The sequence below is a fragment of the Methanothrix sp. genome, assembly GCF_030055635.1.
Classification (GTDB): Archaea; Halobacteriota; Methanosarcinia; order Methanotrichales; family Methanotrichaceae; genus Methanothrix_B.
Genome location: NZ_JASFYM010000014.1, coordinates 23541 through 39078 on the forward strand (window position 1 = coordinate 23541; position 15538 = coordinate 39078).

14 protein-coding genes are annotated in these 15538 nt (G+C 53.0%); 11 read left to right on the forward strand and 3 right to left on the reverse strand.

Annotated features, from left to right (window positions below):
- Positions 1–38 precede the first annotated feature (38 nt).
- A complete protein-coding gene (locus tag QFX31_RS06755; protein ID WP_348531357.1) occupies positions 39–389 on the forward strand; it encodes a hypothetical protein in 351 nt (116 codons plus the stop codon).
- 334 nt (positions 390–723) lie between these two features.
- Positions 724–1473 (forward strand): hypothetical protein, encoded by a 750-nt coding sequence (locus QFX31_RS06760; RefSeq protein ID WP_348531358.1) that lies wholly within the window; start codon positions 724–726, stop codon positions 1471–1473.
- Positions 1474–1538: 65 nt separating this feature from the next.
- On the opposite strand, the gene QFX31_RS06765 is transcribed toward QFX31_RS06760, so the two are convergent.
- A complete protein-coding gene (locus tag QFX31_RS06765; RefSeq protein WP_348531359.1) occupies positions 1539–1919 on the reverse strand; it encodes a hypothetical protein in 381 nt (126 codons plus the stop codon).
- Positions 1920–2100: 181 nt separating this feature from the next.
- Between QFX31_RS06765 and nadA the strand changes: the two genes are divergently transcribed.
- Positions 2101–2994, forward strand: a complete 894-nt coding sequence (nadA, locus tag QFX31_RS06770) for a quinolinate synthase NadA (RefSeq protein WP_348531360.1) — start codon at positions 2101–2103, stop codon at positions 2992–2994.
- 871 nt (positions 2995–3865) lie between these two features.
- On the opposite strand, the gene QFX31_RS06775 is transcribed toward nadA, so the two are convergent.
- The gene (locus QFX31_RS06775; RefSeq protein WP_348531361.1) at positions 3866–4663 is read right to left on the reverse strand and encodes an ion transporter; all 798 of its coding nucleotides are present in this window, start codon (positions 4661–4663) and stop codon (positions 3866–3868) included.
- A gap of 418 nt (positions 4664–5081) precedes the next feature.
- Between QFX31_RS06775 and QFX31_RS06780 the strand changes: the two genes are divergently transcribed.
- The 5 genes from QFX31_RS06780 (at position 5082) to QFX31_RS06800 (ending at position 11069) form a co-directional block, all read left to right on the forward strand.
- Positions 5082–6089, forward strand: coding sequence for an ABC transporter permease (locus QFX31_RS06780; protein ID WP_348531362.1), 1008 nt, complete (start codon positions 5082–5084; stop codon positions 6087–6089).
- 13 nt (positions 6090–6102) lie between these two features.
- On the forward strand, positions 6103–6912 hold the full coding sequence (locus tag QFX31_RS06785) for an ABC transporter permease (RefSeq protein WP_348531363.1): 810 nt from the start codon (positions 6103–6105) through the stop codon (positions 6910–6912).
- Complete coding sequence (locus tag QFX31_RS06790; RefSeq protein WP_348531364.1) at positions 6912–8606, forward strand: ABC transporter ATP-binding protein; 1695 nt, start codon at positions 6912–6914, stop codon at positions 8604–8606. Before QFX31_RS06785 ends, QFX31_RS06790 begins: the two co-directional genes overlap by 1 nt.
- Positions 8607–9085: 479 nt before the next feature.
- A complete protein-coding gene (locus QFX31_RS06795; protein WP_297759930.1) occupies positions 9086–9466 on the forward strand; it encodes an ArsR family transcriptional regulator in 381 nt (126 codons plus the stop codon).
- A gap of 76 nt (positions 9467–9542) precedes the next feature.
- The gene (locus tag QFX31_RS06800) at positions 9543–11069 is read left to right on the forward strand and encodes a DUF87 domain-containing protein (RefSeq protein WP_348531365.1); all 1527 of its coding nucleotides are present in this window, start codon (positions 9543–9545) and stop codon (positions 11067–11069) included.
- Positions 11070–11290: 221 nt separating this feature from the next.
- Here QFX31_RS06800 and QFX31_RS06805 read toward each other — a convergent pair whose 3' ends face one another.
- Positions 11291–12049, reverse strand: coding sequence for a hypothetical protein (locus QFX31_RS06805; protein WP_348531366.1), 759 nt, complete (start codon positions 12047–12049; stop codon positions 11291–11293).
- Between the two features lie 233 nt (positions 12050–12282).
- On the opposite strand from QFX31_RS06805, the gene QFX31_RS06810 reads away from it, so the two are divergent.
- From QFX31_RS06810 to QFX31_RS06820, 3 genes are all read left to right on the forward strand, one after another.
- A complete protein-coding gene (locus QFX31_RS06810; protein ID WP_348531367.1) occupies positions 12283–12546 on the forward strand; it encodes a hypothetical protein in 264 nt (87 codons plus the stop codon).
- A 648-nt stretch (positions 12547–13194) separates the two neighbouring features.
- Positions 13195–14541, forward strand: a complete 1347-nt coding sequence (gene thrC / locus QFX31_RS06815; RefSeq protein WP_348531368.1) for a threonine synthase — start codon at positions 13195–13197, stop codon at positions 14539–14541.
- Positions 14538–15500 carry a methionine synthase gene (locus QFX31_RS06820; RefSeq protein WP_348531369.1) on the forward strand — a complete coding sequence of 321 codons (963 nt, stop codon included), beginning with the start codon at positions 14538–14540 and terminating at the stop codon, positions 15498–15500. Before thrC ends, QFX31_RS06820 begins: the two co-directional genes overlap by 4 nt.
- Positions 15501–15538 lie beyond the last annotated feature (38 nt).

Consider the following 15538-nt stretch of genomic DNA (forward strand, 5'->3'; position numbering starts at 1 on the left):
TGGGGTGCTCCGGACCGGTCTCTTTCTGGGGGTGAAGCGTGTCTGTGCATCCCGGGGATGGAAGTTTGGATGGAATGATAGTATTCGAGGTGGAGATCGAGGATCCCACCGTCATGCGCTCGAGAATAATCTGGCCGACCGCAGAGGGCCCGTGGATAGAGGGCGGCGTGGATGAGCTTGTTGTTCATCTCATCTACGCGATGTGGTCTGCATATAACACAGCCTGGGCCCTGTCTCTCGTGATATCAAGCCGGTATGCGGATCTCGGCATCTCGGTCTCAGAGTCCCTCTCGAAGCTCATCTGCACGCTGGGCGCTGTGGAGATAAGCGAGATACGAATGGACAAAAACGCCCTCGAGGAACTCAGGAACAGCAGAATAGAGCCGTGACAATTGGGACACAGAAATCCGGTATGCATCGGCAGCATGAAACCTGTCGGGTGCAGATTTTGTACTTACATTGAGACCATAAGCCCTCGACCCGCTGAATCTATGCGGTACTGCGTCAGATAAAAGATCACGATTTCCGCGAGGTTGTATGGTTCCCTATTGATACAGAATCGGTATCTCGATGATGATCTCCGTGTGGATCGCGGTGTTTCCTGGATTTCCGCATGCAGCGATGCTGCTCATCACCTAGATCATCTGTAGATCGCTTCTAGATCTTATCTGACTCACATATAAAAATCAACCTTTTATTCCCTGGCGCACCCTCTCTGCATGTATGATGCTTAAAGAACTGATCATCGGACTGGTGATCGTCGCAGGCCTTTCTGCTGCGATGAACCCAGAGGATTATGATGCTCTTTACCCAACAGAGTATCCGGATCAGCCGGCTGACTATTACCAGCCGCCGCCTGATAGCGCATATTTCACAAATGAGGAGCCTGCAGATGCCGGCAGCCTGGTTGATCAGGGCGCTGTGGATGACCCATCTGTCCTGAGCAGCGTGCCAGAGGGAAACGGGCTGTGGATAGTTGATGGTTTGAATTATGAGCACACGGTCAGCCTGAACGTGCCGCCAAAGAGCTGGGCGAACCAGGAGATAGTGCCATCGGTAGGTGGTGACCTGGTCATATACTACGAGTACCCGACCGGCCAGATAGTCACACAGCATCTGGGTCGCGTGCGCCCATACCACAGATACTGGGCATGGTTCTACGGGCCGTTCCCCGGCGTCTACAAGGTATGGTACGTGATTGATGGCGTCTACAGGAGCAACTACGTCTGGTACTACGTCCGCGAGGACTGGCCGTGGTGGTACGGAGGCTACACGTTCACAACATACTATTACACGCTTCCGGTCAGGTACTACTACAGGCCAATAGTGTATGAGCCGATACGATGGACCTACAAGTACACATGGGAGTGGAGGTCAACAGGGCACACATGGCATGACGGCCGGCACGATGGACATCATGACGGCAGACCTGGCGGAAGGCGCGAGTTTGTCACAACTATCATAGATCCGTGAGGATCTCCTTCCATAAAGACTTTCTTCGCGAAGTACGCAGGCTGTTCATATTTTATACTATAATTTTAAGCGTACAACATTATGACGAAGATTCTTGAAAGAATAATAAAATATATGAATATAAAGCTACTTATCAAACATAGCAGATCAATTGCAACAAAAAGATAGCATTTATTATCATTATATTTCAGAATTGTTTTATCCACACCGAGTCCCACTATGCCAAGCGACTTTACATTCTCAGGTTTGTAATCCAGGGACTCCTTGAATCGTGTGATCCAGTAATGCACACTTGACTTACCCACACCAAGAACTGCTGCCGTCCTCCTAACGCTGGATGAGACCACGTAGGTAGCTATCGCGAAAAGCTTAACTTCTAAAGGCACCTTATTTCTGCTGAAGAGAGGTAAGCTGGATAACGCAGAAATCAGAGTGCTGGATGTCATCCGGCATCACCTCTCTAAATTTCAGTGAGCTAATTTTATACTCAGTTCTGTTTTTTATCTTATTCGGACAGGTCCGATTCGAGTAATACGCAGCGCAACTATCATGGAAGCATCGAGATGTACGGCATGTGGCTGACAGCAGCCTTTTTAAACAATGACCTATCACCAGATCCGGACTATTATGCTTGAGAAGGAGATACTGAGGCTGAAGTCTGAGAGAAATGCCATCATACTCGCGCATAACTACCAGCCAGCGGACGTGCAGGACATCGCCGATCTCACCGGCGACTCCCTGGAGCTGAGCAGGGCAGCAGCCACAATCGACTGCAAAGTTCTCGTCTTCTGCGGCGTGGACTTCATGGCGCAGACAGCAGCCATACTCTCTCCTGAGAAGATCGTCGTACATCCGGACAGGAGCGCCTGCTGCCCGATGGCGCAGATGATCTCGCCCCAGGATGTGAGGTCGCTGAGAGAGAGGTATCCTGATGCTGCGGTGGTCTGCTACGTCAATTCCTCAGCCGAGGTCAAGGCTGAAAGCGATATATGCTGCACATCCGCGAATGGTGTGCAGGTCGTCAACGCCCTGGATGCTGATGAGATCCTGTTCATACCGGACAGGAACCTCGCAGCTTACATCGCCAGGCACACTGATAAAAGGATAATCCCCTGGAACGGTTACTGCTACGTCCACGACAGATACAACGCATCAGACGTCCTGGAGGCCAGGAGAAAGCATCCTGATGCTGAGCTTCTCGTCCATCCCGAGTGCAGGCCTGAGGTCATAGAGCTGGCAGATGGCGTGTACAGCACCTCAGGTATGCTGAAGCATGCGAGAGCCAGCGGCGCGGACGAGTTCATAATAGGGACTGAGATCGGTATCCTCCACAGGCTCTGCGCTGAGAACCCGCGGAAGAGGTTCTACCCGCTCAGCACAGGTGCTGTATGCGAGGACATGAAGAAGACATCGCTGAAGAAGGTCCTGAGAGCTCTGGAGACGCTTTCCCCCCGAGTCGAGGTCCCACAGAGCACAGCGGTCAGGGCGAGACGTGCGATAGAGAGGATGCTCGCTGTCTGAGATCCGCAAAAACAAAGGTTCACCTTTTTGATGTGCAGGAAATTATATAAAGAAGATGACAGATCCCTGCGAATTCGGCGGGTCGGTAACCTTGCAAAAAGAGGCGAATTCGATTGCTTTGAAGTTACCAGCGCTTGCCTCTCCTACGGTTCGACTAAATGAGCCAGACCAGATCGATATGGCTCATCAATGATACCCCTATTGTTTAATACACTCATCTATTCAGCAACTTAGGGGTCGAGAGGCAGGTTGCCGAAAGCCCTCATTCTATAGGAGCGCGTAGCAGGACCGGTGCCGCTACAGGCGAGTTATCAGATGGATAAGAGCGACAAATGTTACTTCTTTCCGGGAATTTCTCTACTTCAGCATAGTTACTTCTGCAACGCCAGGATAGGAGATATCGGCCGTTTGGTTGAAGCCAATGGTTAGCGGGCGCTCAGGCCATATTCGGTACATTCATGTGGGCCGCGTTCATACGACGTTCGCGAGAAAGTACATGAGGTGATGGAGGTGGTGCTTCGAGGCGCGCCTGAGTTTGGCGGATATCACGAGTTACATTTCCATCCTGCTCGCCATTGCAAGAGCATAATCCTCCTTTGATCTGCCCCTGCTCTCCGTCAGTGCAGCCTTCAGCATCGATCCATGCTCCTTCAGCCAGTCGAACTTTGTGCAGGATTCAAGGTCATCACATCCAAGAGGTATTTATATTGACCTGCCAGCTCGCTGTAGCACAGAGCATCATTCAAGCCCATAACAGTAAAGCGAACCTTCTCCCGGGTCGGCTTCATATTCCGGACTACGATGCCGGAGTTATATGAAACGCGAAATAATTTCGGGCCTCCACAAAGGTGCCTTGGCGGAGCAATAGATATCATCTCCTCTTTATCGGCTTTCCACAGTGAGGACACACCATCTCGTGGCTCTCCCTTCTCCTCTGAAGGGCCTCGCTGAAGCCGGATGCGATTATGCCAGCTGGCAGAGCGAAGAGACCTATTCCAAGCATAACTACCACAGAGCCTATGAGCTTGCCAGCGGGCGTTACAGGGTACACATCGCCGTAGCCTACGGTTGCCAGAGTCACCAGACCCCACCACATGGCTGCGGGTATCGATGAGAACTTATCGGGCTGTGCATCATGCTCCACCTCGTACATAAGCGTGGATGAGACCAGGAGAAGTATCAGCAGCGAGACAAAGACCAGTACAAGCTCATCCTTCTTCATCCTGATGACATCCTCGAATAGATCGATCGACTCTGTGTATCTCACGAGCTTCATGATCCTGAGCAGCCGGAAGAGGCGTACCACTCTGAGAACCCTCATGTCCGGAAACACGAATGGCAGATAGAATGGCAAAAACGCAAGCAGGTCAGCAACCGCAAGCGGCGTTCTCATGAACCTGAATCTTCCCCGTATGGGGTCGCTGAAGCGGGGATCGACTGTGCACGACCAGACCCGGAGAATGTATTCTACGGTGAAAACGGCAACAGAGAACATCTCGAAGAGATCGAAGAGATGCGCAAAGCGCGCGTTTATCCACCAGACGGTCTCAAGCACCACTGCCGTAACGTTTAGGACTATGAGACATATTATGAAGACGTCGAACCATCTCCCCTCATCGTCCCCGGGCTCAAGAAGCCTGTGGACATGATGCTTGATCCCTGAGCTCATTCGCGGGAGCTGAGGTAATCTCCAGATAAAACACTTTCCTCCAGGTGGGTTGGGAGATGTGCACTCCTCTCAGGTCATGAGTGTTTGGTACGAAAATGTCCTTTGATGCGGTCGTGGACCCGTATAACCGAATTCAGATCATGTTTCCTCATTTCATGTAGCATTATGCCGGTGTACTCTGATTCCTGAAAGCCACTTCAGCTATTCAAGCACACAGCCCTTTGACGCCATACCATTTCATCCACATGGGTGACCCCGCGTTGTGAGCAGTTTTATCCAAAAAATTAATAAATCATGTAACTCATTTCATACTTGTAACATCAAACGAGTGACATATTAATTATAGTAATAATACATTTAAATTATCTAACAATCATAAAATTAAGTTATATCAGGTGGTTGTAGTTTGGCTGTTCATATGCCCATTTCGCTAAAAAAATATGATTGCATCATCAAGATAGATCACATCTGGCTATCCAATTACGCCGTATCATTTCTGCTCATACTCATCCTCAACTTTGTGCTTCCCAGAATGATGCCTGGCGATCCGCTGCATGCCATCTACGGGGAGGAGGCGCTGATAGCAATGACCCCGGAGATGGAGGCTGAAATAATAAAGAGATTCGCCCTCGACCAGCCATGGCACGCACAGCTGCTCACATACATTGTTGCACTGCTCAGGGGTGATCTCGGATACTCCTACTACTACAGAACCGGTGTCTCGGATGTGATAATAAGCTTCCTCCCATGGACTCTGCTCCTGACAGGTCTTGCGTTCATCATCTCATCGTGCATAGGAGTGGTTCTGGGCATAGAGTCCGGCTACAGAAGGGGCTCGAAGCTGGATGGTTGCATGCTTTCAGGAATGATGTTCCTGGGAGGCATGCCCGACTTCTTCATCGGAATAGTTCTCCTGCTGCTCTTCGGCGTGACTCTGGGATGGGCCCCTCTGGGAGGGGCGATGAGTCCATACGCCGGGCATGATGGGATTGATCTGGTTCTGGATCTCGCCCATCACCTTGTTCTCCCTCTGATTTCTCTTGTGCTCGTACAGCTCGCCCCCACATACCTGCTCACAAGAAATGCCATGCTAACAACGCTCAGGGCCAGGTTCATAATGACGGCGAAGGCGACGGGTTTGAAGGAGGGGGCGATAAGATACAGACATGCCGGCAGGAACTCGCTTCTGCCTGTCGTGACAGCGATGGGAATGCGCGTGCCGAACATGATAACAGGTGCCCTCTTCCTGGAGATAGTCTTCTCTTACCCCGGCGTTGGAACGCTGCTCAACACCGCGCTCAGCGCCCGGGACTACCCGCTCATACAGGGGGTGCTGCTGATCGTCACGGTAACCGTACTGGTGACGAACTTTCTGGTGGATATGACCTACGTCCGCCTGGATCCGAGGGTGAGATATGCACGTTGATCTCTGGAATGAGATGAGATCCAGCTCTGCTGGAGTATTCGGGATGGTGATAGTTGCGGTAATCGCAGGCCTTGCGTTATCCGCTCCTATCATAGCTCCATCATACAGGGATATCGGGCCGGTCTTCAGCCCGCCGTCGGAGGAGCATCTGCTCGGCACAGACGATCTCGGTCAGGATATCGCGGCCAAGCTGATACATGGAGCGAGGACATCGCTGATAATCGCATTGGGGGTGTCACTCCTCTCAGTGGTGATAAGCGTGATCATGGGGGGAAGCGCAGCGATGCTCGGCGGCACATACGACAGGGTCTGCATGAGGGCTGTGGATGCTGTGATGTCTTTACCCTCAGTGGTCGTGATGATACTTGTGGCAGCCTATATCCGCCCGAATCTGTGGCTGCTTATAATCCTGATTTCTCTCTTCAGCTGGCCGGGCGGTGCGAGGATCGTTAGATCGCAGACGCTATCGCTCCGGGAGAGGCTGCATGTCATGGCTGCCCGCACCTTCGGCGCCTCCCGGAGATACCTTCTCTGGAGACACATCCTCCCTGACCTGGGGCCGGTCCTCGTGGCAATAATGATACAGGATGCCAGGCGCGCTGTTCTCATGGAGGCTGGCCTGGCATTTCTTGGTGTCTCAGACCCGATGGTGGTGAGCTGGGGCAGGATGATGAAGCAGGCGATGTCATTCACGTATCTGGATGTATGGAAGTGGTGGCTGATTCCAGCGGGTGCTCTGCTCTCGTTAACGCTTGTAGGTTTGAGCCTGATCGCCGCATCACTCGAGAGGGCGATGGATCCGAGGCTGCAGGAGGATGTCTGATGCTGGAGATATCTGGACTCAGAGCGCGGTATGGAGAGCATGAGGTCCTGAGAGGCATAGATCTCAGGCTTGAAAAGGGCGACTCCCTGGCGGTCGTCGGAGAGTCCGGAGCGGGCAAGACAACGCTGGGGCTGGCGATAATGCGGCTCACCGGCGCCCGGCTCGACGGCGATATGGTCTTCGATGGTATGAACCTCCTCGAGCTCTCAGAGGGTGAGATGAGGCGTCTGCGTGGGGACAGGATGGCAATGGTATTCCAGAACGTCGAGGATGCGCTCGATCCGGTTTACACCGCAGAGGAGCAGGTCTCCGAAGCGATATCGGCTCACAATAAATGGAGCAGGACGCGTGTGAGGGAGAGGGCACGCGCACTGCTCACCGCAGTCGGCCTAGACGAGATGAGGTACAGGCTTTATCCTCATCAGCTCAGCGGAGGGGAGAGGCAGAGGGTTCTCATCGCCATGGCTCTTGCCAACGACCCGGATCTTCTGATCCTAGATGAGCCGACAGCTTCTCTTGATGCGCTCACGAAGGCTGATATCGTGGAGCTTCTCAGATCCGCAACCTCAGATCGCATTTCTATAATAATCACACACGACATATCGCTCGCATCGTCGCTATCCAAAAAGATGGCAGTGCTCTACTCCGGCGTGATCATGGAGATGGGCAGGACGGGAGATCTGATAAGAAACCCTAGACATCCGTACACCAGAGGTCTTCTGCGATCATTTCCGAGCATGAGAACAACAAAGGACCTCCAGGGGATTCCGGGGAGGACCATCCCTGGGATCGGTGGATGTCCATTTCACCCGCGCTGCACTCAGAGGATAGAGATATGTGAGGTGGAAATACCGAGACCCGCGGAATTGAACGGCAGGCTGATCGCGTGCCACAGGGGTGGCATAGTCCCGCTGCTGGAGATCAGGGATGTGAGCAGGAGTTTCAACGGTTTTCCCGCGGTATCGCATGTCAGCCTCACGCTCTACGAGGGCGAGACGATCGCGCTTGTGGGCGAGAGCGGATCCGGAAAGACCACGCTTGCAAAGATCATCATGGGTCTCGTCGAGCCCGACTCTGGAGAGATACTTCTTGAGGGCCAGAGGGCAAGATGGGACGCTGGATTTTACAGGCGCGTGCAGATGGTATTCCAGAACCCGAAGGAGTCGATAAGCCACAGGCTGAACGTGCTTCAGGCTGTGAGGGAGCCCCTGGACGTGCAGAAGATCGGAAGCGAGGAGGAGAGGATCACAAGAGCGATGAGGGCTCTGGAGAGCGCCGAGCTGCCCACAGATCCTGAGTTTCTCAGGAGGTATCCGCACCAGCTCAGCGGTGGCGAGGCGCAGCGTGTCGCCATTGCGCGGGCTCTGGTCATGCATCCAAAGCTCCTCATTGCTGATGAGCCCACATCAGCGCTGGATCCGAGCGTCCAGGCGAAGATCCTGAAGCTGCTCATGAACCTGCAGGAGCGTATGGGTCTATCGATCATTTTCATAACGCACGACATCGCCCTGGCGAGAAAGGTGAGCGACAGGGTCGCGGTCATGCTCAGAGGCAGCATAGTTGAGGAGGGACCGTCGGGCGAGGTTCTAAGAGAACCAGCGCATCGGTACACAGCCTCGCTTGTGGAATGCGCATCCATTTGCACCAGGATGATGGAGGCACATGCCGTGGAGCGGCAGCATGCTGACTTTTGATGAGCCCGTCTCAAAACTGCATCAGCAAATGCTGCTATGGGGCAGCGTCTCCGGTTGGTACGAAAATGGTTATTGAATGCAGACCACTTTTCATTCACATGGGTGATCTTGCGTCATGTGCGTTTTTCCAGAACCTCCACTTGACGGCTGTTTTTGAGAAAGGCTCGATGTGACTTCCTTCCCTGATGGGGAAGAGCTGCCTGCGCTTCGACAAAGTCGAAGGTTTCACAGATCCGGTTATCCGGTATGCTTCTGCTAGCGTGGAAGCAGTTACAAGCCCTGGCCTTCAGGCCTGAGCAGTTGCGTACTCGAAGTTACGAGCTGCTGCAGATGAGCATCTCAATTCGCCAGATGATCATGCATCAGTGACACTCAGATGCACACTTTCTATAAATATCTACAAGTTTCAAAACAAATTATTTATATGATTACGTTATTTCCATTATATGTAAAAGCTCTTTGGTTAATGGTGGTCGTGGATGAAGGATTACACTGTAAAGGTGCTGGACGATCGGGATCTGGAGTTCATCGAAGCGCTCAGAAGCCTCGGAGTGCAGAGGAATGTCGCAGCTCTGGTCACATATCTCTCAAACGCAAAGGAGGTCTCCTCGAGGGAGATTGAGATGGGCACAGGGCTGAGGCAGCCGGAGGTCAGCATAGGGATGAGGTTCCTCAGACAGAACGGCTGGATCGAGGAGCGCGATGTCAAGGGCGAGGGCAAGGGCAGGCCCATGAAGGTGTACGCCCTTAAGGTCTCGATAGACGAGATCATAAAGCATTTCGAGGATCAGAAGCTGAAGGAGTCTGCCAAGGCGATGGAGTCGATAAGGAAGCTCAGGGAGCTGACCTCCACCGCCTGATCTCCTTAGAGAGAAAATATAATTAAGGTGGAGCACAAATTGATCAGAGGGAGTAGCTGAGCAGCGGTGATGATTCTTGCGAGGTTCTGTTGGTGTGATAGTGGGTGAGACAAGCCCACTGCAGTTCAAATTCATGATTCACGGCGCTGTGGGCAGGGGCGACTACGTGAAGGTGAGGGGGGAGGGCAAGAGCTGGATACTCGCTCAGGTCGAGGAGATAAGGAGATCGAACACCGCGTACAGCATCGCCCACATGGAGAGGGGCTGCACACAGACATGCAGGGAGTGGGTTGTTGCGGATGCGCGTGTTATAGGTGTGCCCTCGGACGGTCGCATAAGATCGCCCGCAACGCCACCCAGGCCTGGTGAGGAGGTTTTTGCAGCCGATGAGAAGATGATAGCTGCTGCACTTGGTCTCTCCAAAGGCGATATGTACATAGGCATCCTGAAAGGCCACGATCTGAGGGTGGAGCTGGATGCCAACACTCTTGTGCAGAAGCACTGCAGTGTTCTGGCCAAGACCGGCAGCGGCAAATCGTACACCGCTGCGGTGATCCTGGAGGAGCTGCTCGATAAGGGTGTGGCGCTTCTCGTGATAGACACGCACGGCGAGTACGGCTCGATGAGGTACCCGAACAGGGAGGGGGACTTCAGCAGGTTCGGGGTGAAGCCAAAGGGCTACAACATAACTGTATACACTCCAGCGAATCTCGCAGTAAACCCGAGGGCTGACAGGCCGTTCAGGTTCGACGGACTGAACCTCTCTGCCAGAGATATCTCCAGGATGCTTCCAGATGACCCGACGAACGGCTCTGTGGCGCTTCTCTACGAGGCGATAGCGGCTCTGAAGGCTGAGAGGGAGAGCTACGATCTCGAGGACATACTGAGACAGGTCGAACGGTCCAGCTCCAAATCGAAGTGGACGCTTATCGGGCAGCTCGAGCAGCTCCTCGAGATGGGGATCTTCTCAGGGGAGCCGACGAGGCCTGAGGAGCTGCTCCAGCGGGGCCATGCGTCTGTGATCGACATGACCGGGGTCCCACAGGAGATGCAGCCGATGATAGTTGCAAAGCTTCTCACAGATTTATTCGAGGCACGGAAGCTTGGAAGGGTCTGCCCCGGGATGGTCGTCATAGAGGAGGCACACAACTACATACCCGAGAGGGGAACGGGCAAGGCAGCGTCAACATCTATAATAAGAACGATCGCTGCAGAGGGGCGCAAGTTTGGCATGGGTCTGATGATAATAAGCCAGAGGCCTGCAAGGGTCGATAAGAATGTTCTGTCCCAGTGCAACACCCAGATAATAATGCGTGTGACTAATCCGAATGATCTCAAAGCCCTCTCGAAGGGGCTGGAGGGGATGAGCTCCGAGCTCGAGGAGGAGATCAAGAGGCTTCCTCCAGGGACAGCGATGATAGTGAGCAACGAGATCGAGAGGCCCATTGTGGTTAACATAAGACCCAGAAGGTCGCGGCATGGCGGCGTGAGCACCCCTATAGTGATGACCGAACAGGGAGTGAAAGGGCCTGCGCCCAGGAGAGAGCCGCAAAAGGGCCCCGGTGTGTTCCTGAGAAAGGTCCTCGGTCCGAGAGGCGCTTGATGTCTAATTTATTCCTGCTCCTCCCGTGAATATTTTTGAAATGCACTGTAGATGACTCGCTTGGTGGCTCGCCCTAAAAAAGCGGCTTTTTTCCAGGGACTCGCTGGCAGCCCTCATCCCGCTTTTTGTCTGTATGCGCCCACTCTGGAAAACCTCGATACACTGAGCATGAGCACCCGGCCCTGCATCAGGTCATGCTGCAGGGCCCGTCCCTGGATGCTCTACGCGGTAAGACGCACATCGTTGACTGAGACAACCCCGGGCGACAGCGGCGAGAACGGGACGTCTATGTAGACAGGATCCTCGTAATCATAGATTGGTATGCCGTTCATCGTGTTGCCTTTTACATTGTAGAATCTGATCGTCGCTATGCTCTCCTGCCAGACAGGCGGATATATTGGGAATCCGATTATCATCGGGATTATGAGCCTGTTGTGATCATCATTGTAGTCCAGAACCTTGGTGCCTGCAGGTAGAAGAGTGCCGGTTTTTTCCATAACATCGCTCAGTCTCACATCGTTTGTCACTGTAATCCCACCTGGAAGCAGGATCTTGAGGTAAATCAGATCCTCAAAATCATATCCAGGAGAAGAGCCGCCTAAATCCATAAAGTATATGCCTGCGGTCATCGGTGGTGCTGGAAGGGGTTTCAGGTTCTTCCCATAATCTATATCACCTTCCTTTACCTTGGTGCCCGCCTTCAGTTCCCCTCTAGTTGTCAGACGAATATCATTTGCACTGATCTCGGCAGGAACTGCACTTCCGAAGTGAAGATAGACCATATCATCCTTATCGAAGATGTGTGGATTCGACCCGGTATCCCTGTATCCTATGTCTATCGGCACCTGGTAACCCCCAAAGTCGACCAGAGGATAACCCAGGTCTGGCGAGGTGTTATCGACCTTCGATCCGAAACCTGCTGATGCGACTCCAATCAGTATCACAAAGCCAACTGTGAGATACAGAGTACTGCTGGACATGGAAGCCTCCTTTTTGAAATAGGCTAAACTTAATTTTAAAGTTTTCTTATAAATGGCTTTTGGTTGCGCTTGTAGGGTCCCGAGATTATTTCGCGTCTCATCTAACTCCGGCGTAATAGTCGTAATCCGGAGACGCATCCATGTGAATTAGCGGACTGGTGAGAATGACGAAAAAGGAAGCATCAACGATACCGAAAATCCGGTTCAGTCCAGCTTTCCGATAAATCTCGGGGATGAGCATCGAAAAATACGGCATTAAGCCAATACTGGCCAGAGTAAAGCATCCCCAGACCAACAGGAAGCTAGAACAGTTCTTTGGAGAATATAACAGGCATAGATCAGCTTTTTCTTCATTTGAAGATTTTATACGATGGTATAACGACAGAACTCATGGAAGCCTGGATTTAGAACGAATTGGGACTCCTGAAATGACTTTCAGGCGAAAAATGCCTTTAGAAGCCTATTTTGCAATCACACACAGGTTGTTCTGGTTGTGAATAAAATATAAATAATTCAAACTGCATACAATTGGAACGACAGCGATATAATCTCAGGACTTTACAAATCTCAATTTCGAGCAATGGAAAAAGGTGGCGAAGATGCTCACCCCTTATGTCGTCCTGATGCCTCCGCTTCTTGAGTCAGCGAACCTGTTGAGCAGCCCGGGCAGGAGAGTCACCAGCAGGCCGAAGATGATCACCGCAATCACCTGGCTTGTGAATGCATCCATCCCATTCACCTCCCCATATGTTTTTACATGTTAATGTAGCGCAATAATAATTAATAATCATTACGGTGTTGGGTGGCACGCTGAATATGCAACGTGTTACTGCTTGCGGACCTGAGCGGTTACGATCTGCGCATGGATTGAGTCGCCATGGATGCGAGCGTGGTGACTCCACTGTGACAAATCGACGCCTTCCGATCATGCTATCTTCATAGATGGATCAGACGCAGATCCACAGCGTGCGGCGCGACTGCACACAGTCAGCAGCTGGTTGCCTGTACCCATGCTGTCGATGTCTTCGTGTGGCTGTGCTGCAGGATGATCGGGCAGATCTTACCGCGGTTATAAGGCACATGATTGCTTTGGATCACCGTGGACCGCACAGATTTTAATAGTTCCCTTTCCAACTCTCAGCAGCATGACCAACCTTATGTTCTGCAGCACAAACGGCTCGCCGGAGCGTGTCGACTTCAGGCAGGCACTTCTATCAGGCCAGGCTCCAGATATGGGCCTTTACATGCCGGAGCACATCCCGAGGATCAGCGCAGAGGAGATCTCGCGTTTCTCAGAAATGAGGTATCCTGAGATTGCATACAGTGTTGTGAGCCCCTACATCGGTGATCTCATCCCAGAAAAGGATCTCATCTCCATATTAGAGGACGCATACAACTTCGATGTCCCGATCGAGAGGGTCTTCGATCAGGCTCATATCATGCGTTTGGATCGGGGGCCAACCTGCTCATTCAAGGACTTTGCTGCCAGGCTGATGGGCAGGCTCGTTCAGTACTTCCTGGAAAGGGAGGGCAGGAGCATAATCATACTGACCGCGACTTCAGGAGACACGGGCAGCGCCGTGGCCCATGCATTCTACGGCCTGAGCAACGTTCGGGTTGTCGTTCTCTACCCGAGGGAGGAGGTCACCGAGCGGCAGAGAAAGCAGATGACCACTCTCGGCGGGAACGTGCACGCTCTGGCAGTGGACGGCAAGTTCGATGACTGCCAGGCTCTTGTCAAGAGAGCATTCGCAGATCCTGATTTGAGAGACCTCAACCTCTCCTCGGCGAACTCGATAAACGTCGGAAGGCTCCTGCCGCAGGCGGTCTACTACTTCTACGCATACTCCAGGATCTCTGATGGAGATGAGATCGTGGTATCAGTGCCGAGCGGCAACTTCGGCAACCTGATGGGCGGGCTCATCGCGATGCGTATGGGTTTACCCGTAAGGCGGTTTGTCGTGGCGACAAACGAGAACGATGAGTTTCCCGTGTTCATGCGCACAGGCGTTTACAGACCGATTCGACCCAGCAGGAACTGCATCTCAAATGCGATGAACGTGGGCCATCCGAGCAACCTCGCCAGGGTATTCGCGCTTTACGGCGGCTGGATGGATGAGAAGGGTGAGGTGAGAGGAGAGCCGGATCTCGATGCGATGCGCAGGGATATGTTCGCGGTCTCTGTGAGCGATGAGGAGACGAGAAAGACGATAAAGGAGGTGTACGAGCGTTACAGGGTGCTCCTGGAGCCGCATGGCGCTGTTGGATGGGCAGGGCTCATGAGATACTTTGAGGAGATAGAGCGCTGGGAGCCATCAGTCTCGCTGGAGACCGCGGATCCAGCGAAGTTCCCTGAGGAGATCGTTCGCGTGCTTGGAGTGGTGCCACCCATTCCGAGGGCGATGGCAGAGCTCGACAGCCTGGAGGAGCACATAGAGCGGATAAGCGGATCGTACGAGTCCCTGAAATCATATCTGAGAGGTCTGCGATGAGATTCGATGATATAGGAAGCTTTCCGCATGCCAGGATTGACGGGATGAGCGGAGAGGAGTACCTCTCTCTCGTGAGGAGCATAATGGAGATGAAGATCTCCGCTGGCGTCCAGGTGCCGACGTACCCGCAGCTCAGGGATATGATAGGCATGTTCCTGGACCCCATGAGATCCCCTGAGACCACAGAGGGGCCGTATCTGATCCGCAGGGATGCAGCCGAGATAATGGAGCTCGACGCCCTCAGATCGATCGGACGAAACATCCGGGTGTGTGTCACCGGACCTCTCGAGCTCTACATATCGGAATTCGGATCGACAGAGTACGAGGATCTGCTTTTCAACATGGCGGAGAGCGTCTCACGCTTCATAGAAAGCGCCATCGATAAAGCACGGCTGCTCGGCATCGATGTGGCTGTCATCTCGATCGACGAGCCGAGCCTGGGGATCAGCTCCAGCATAGTCTTCTCGGAGGATGTGATCATCAAAGCGCTCGATGTGGCTACCAGAGGATGCGCTGGAAGGGTTGATGTTCAGGTGCATCTACACTCTCCGGTTTACGCGGAGCTCTGCGCACGCGTTCCCGGCATAAATGTAATAGGCGTGGAGTCAGCGTCGCATCCTGATTATCTTGATATCATCGATCGCAAGGTGCTCGAGGAGAATGATGCGTTCCTGAGAGCCGGGATAGCCAGAACAGACATACTCTCGATGGTTGCGAGGCTCAACGATAGGCTCGGCACAAACCTCTGGGAGCAGCCGGAGAGGCTCGAGTCCGAGATACTCAGGATGGAGTCCCCGGAGGTCATCAGGAAGAGGCTCGAGCGGGCTGTGCGGATGTTTGGTGATCTAGTAAGATACGCAGGTCCCGACTGCGGCCTTGGCTCCTGGCCTTCTCAGAATCTCGCAGCAGGGCTTCTGAGGAACTGCGCGAGGGCGATCGAGATGTTCCAAAAGATGTGAGTTTGAGTTCAGGCTGAGATGCTCCTCACACCTGTCCA

What these genes read in the sequence shown, in the direction of transcription:
- QFX31_RS06760 (WP_348531358.1), top strand. Translation starts at nt 724, where the DNA reads ATGATGCTTAAAGAACTGATCATCGGACTGGTGATCGTCGCAGGCCTT.
- QFX31_RS06765 (WP_348531359.1), bottom strand. Translation starts at nt 1,919, where the DNA reads ATGACATCCAGCACTCTGATTTCTGCGTTATCCAGCTTACCTCTCTTC.
- QFX31_RS06790 (WP_348531364.1), top strand. Translation starts at nt 6,912, where the DNA reads ATGCTGGAGATATCTGGACTCAGAGCGCGGTATGGAGAGCATGAGGTC.
- nadA (WP_348531360.1), top strand. Translation starts at nt 2,101, where the DNA reads ATGCTTGAGAAGGAGATACTGAGGCTGAAGTCTGAGAGAAATGCCATC.
- QFX31_RS06795 (WP_297759930.1), top strand. Translation starts at nt 9,086, where the DNA reads ATGAAGGATTACACTGTAAAGGTGCTGGACGATCGGGATCTGGAGTTC.
- QFX31_RS06780 (WP_348531362.1), top strand. Translation starts at nt 5,082, where the DNA reads ATGCCCATTTCGCTAAAAAAATATGATTGCATCATCAAGATAGATCAC.
- QFX31_RS06775 (WP_348531361.1), bottom strand. Translation starts at nt 4,663, where the DNA reads ATGAGCTCAGGGATCAAGCATCATGTCCACAGGCTTCTTGAGCCCGGG.
- QFX31_RS06820 (WP_348531369.1), top strand. Translation starts at nt 14,538, where the DNA reads ATGAGATTCGATGATATAGGAAGCTTTCCGCATGCCAGGATTGACGGG.
- QFX31_RS06785 (WP_348531363.1), top strand. Translation starts at nt 6,103, where the DNA reads ATGAGATCCAGCTCTGCTGGAGTATTCGGGATGGTGATAGTTGCGGTA.
- QFX31_RS06810 (WP_348531367.1), top strand. Translation starts at nt 12,283, where the DNA reads ATGAGCATCGAAAAATACGGCATTAAGCCAATACTGGCCAGAGTAAAG.
- QFX31_RS06805 (WP_348531366.1), bottom strand. Translation starts at nt 12,049, where the DNA reads ATGTCCAGCAGTACTCTGTATCTCACAGTTGGCTTTGTGATACTGATT.
- thrC (WP_348531368.1), top strand. Translation starts at nt 13,195, where the DNA reads ATGACCAACCTTATGTTCTGCAGCACAAACGGCTCGCCGGAGCGTGTC.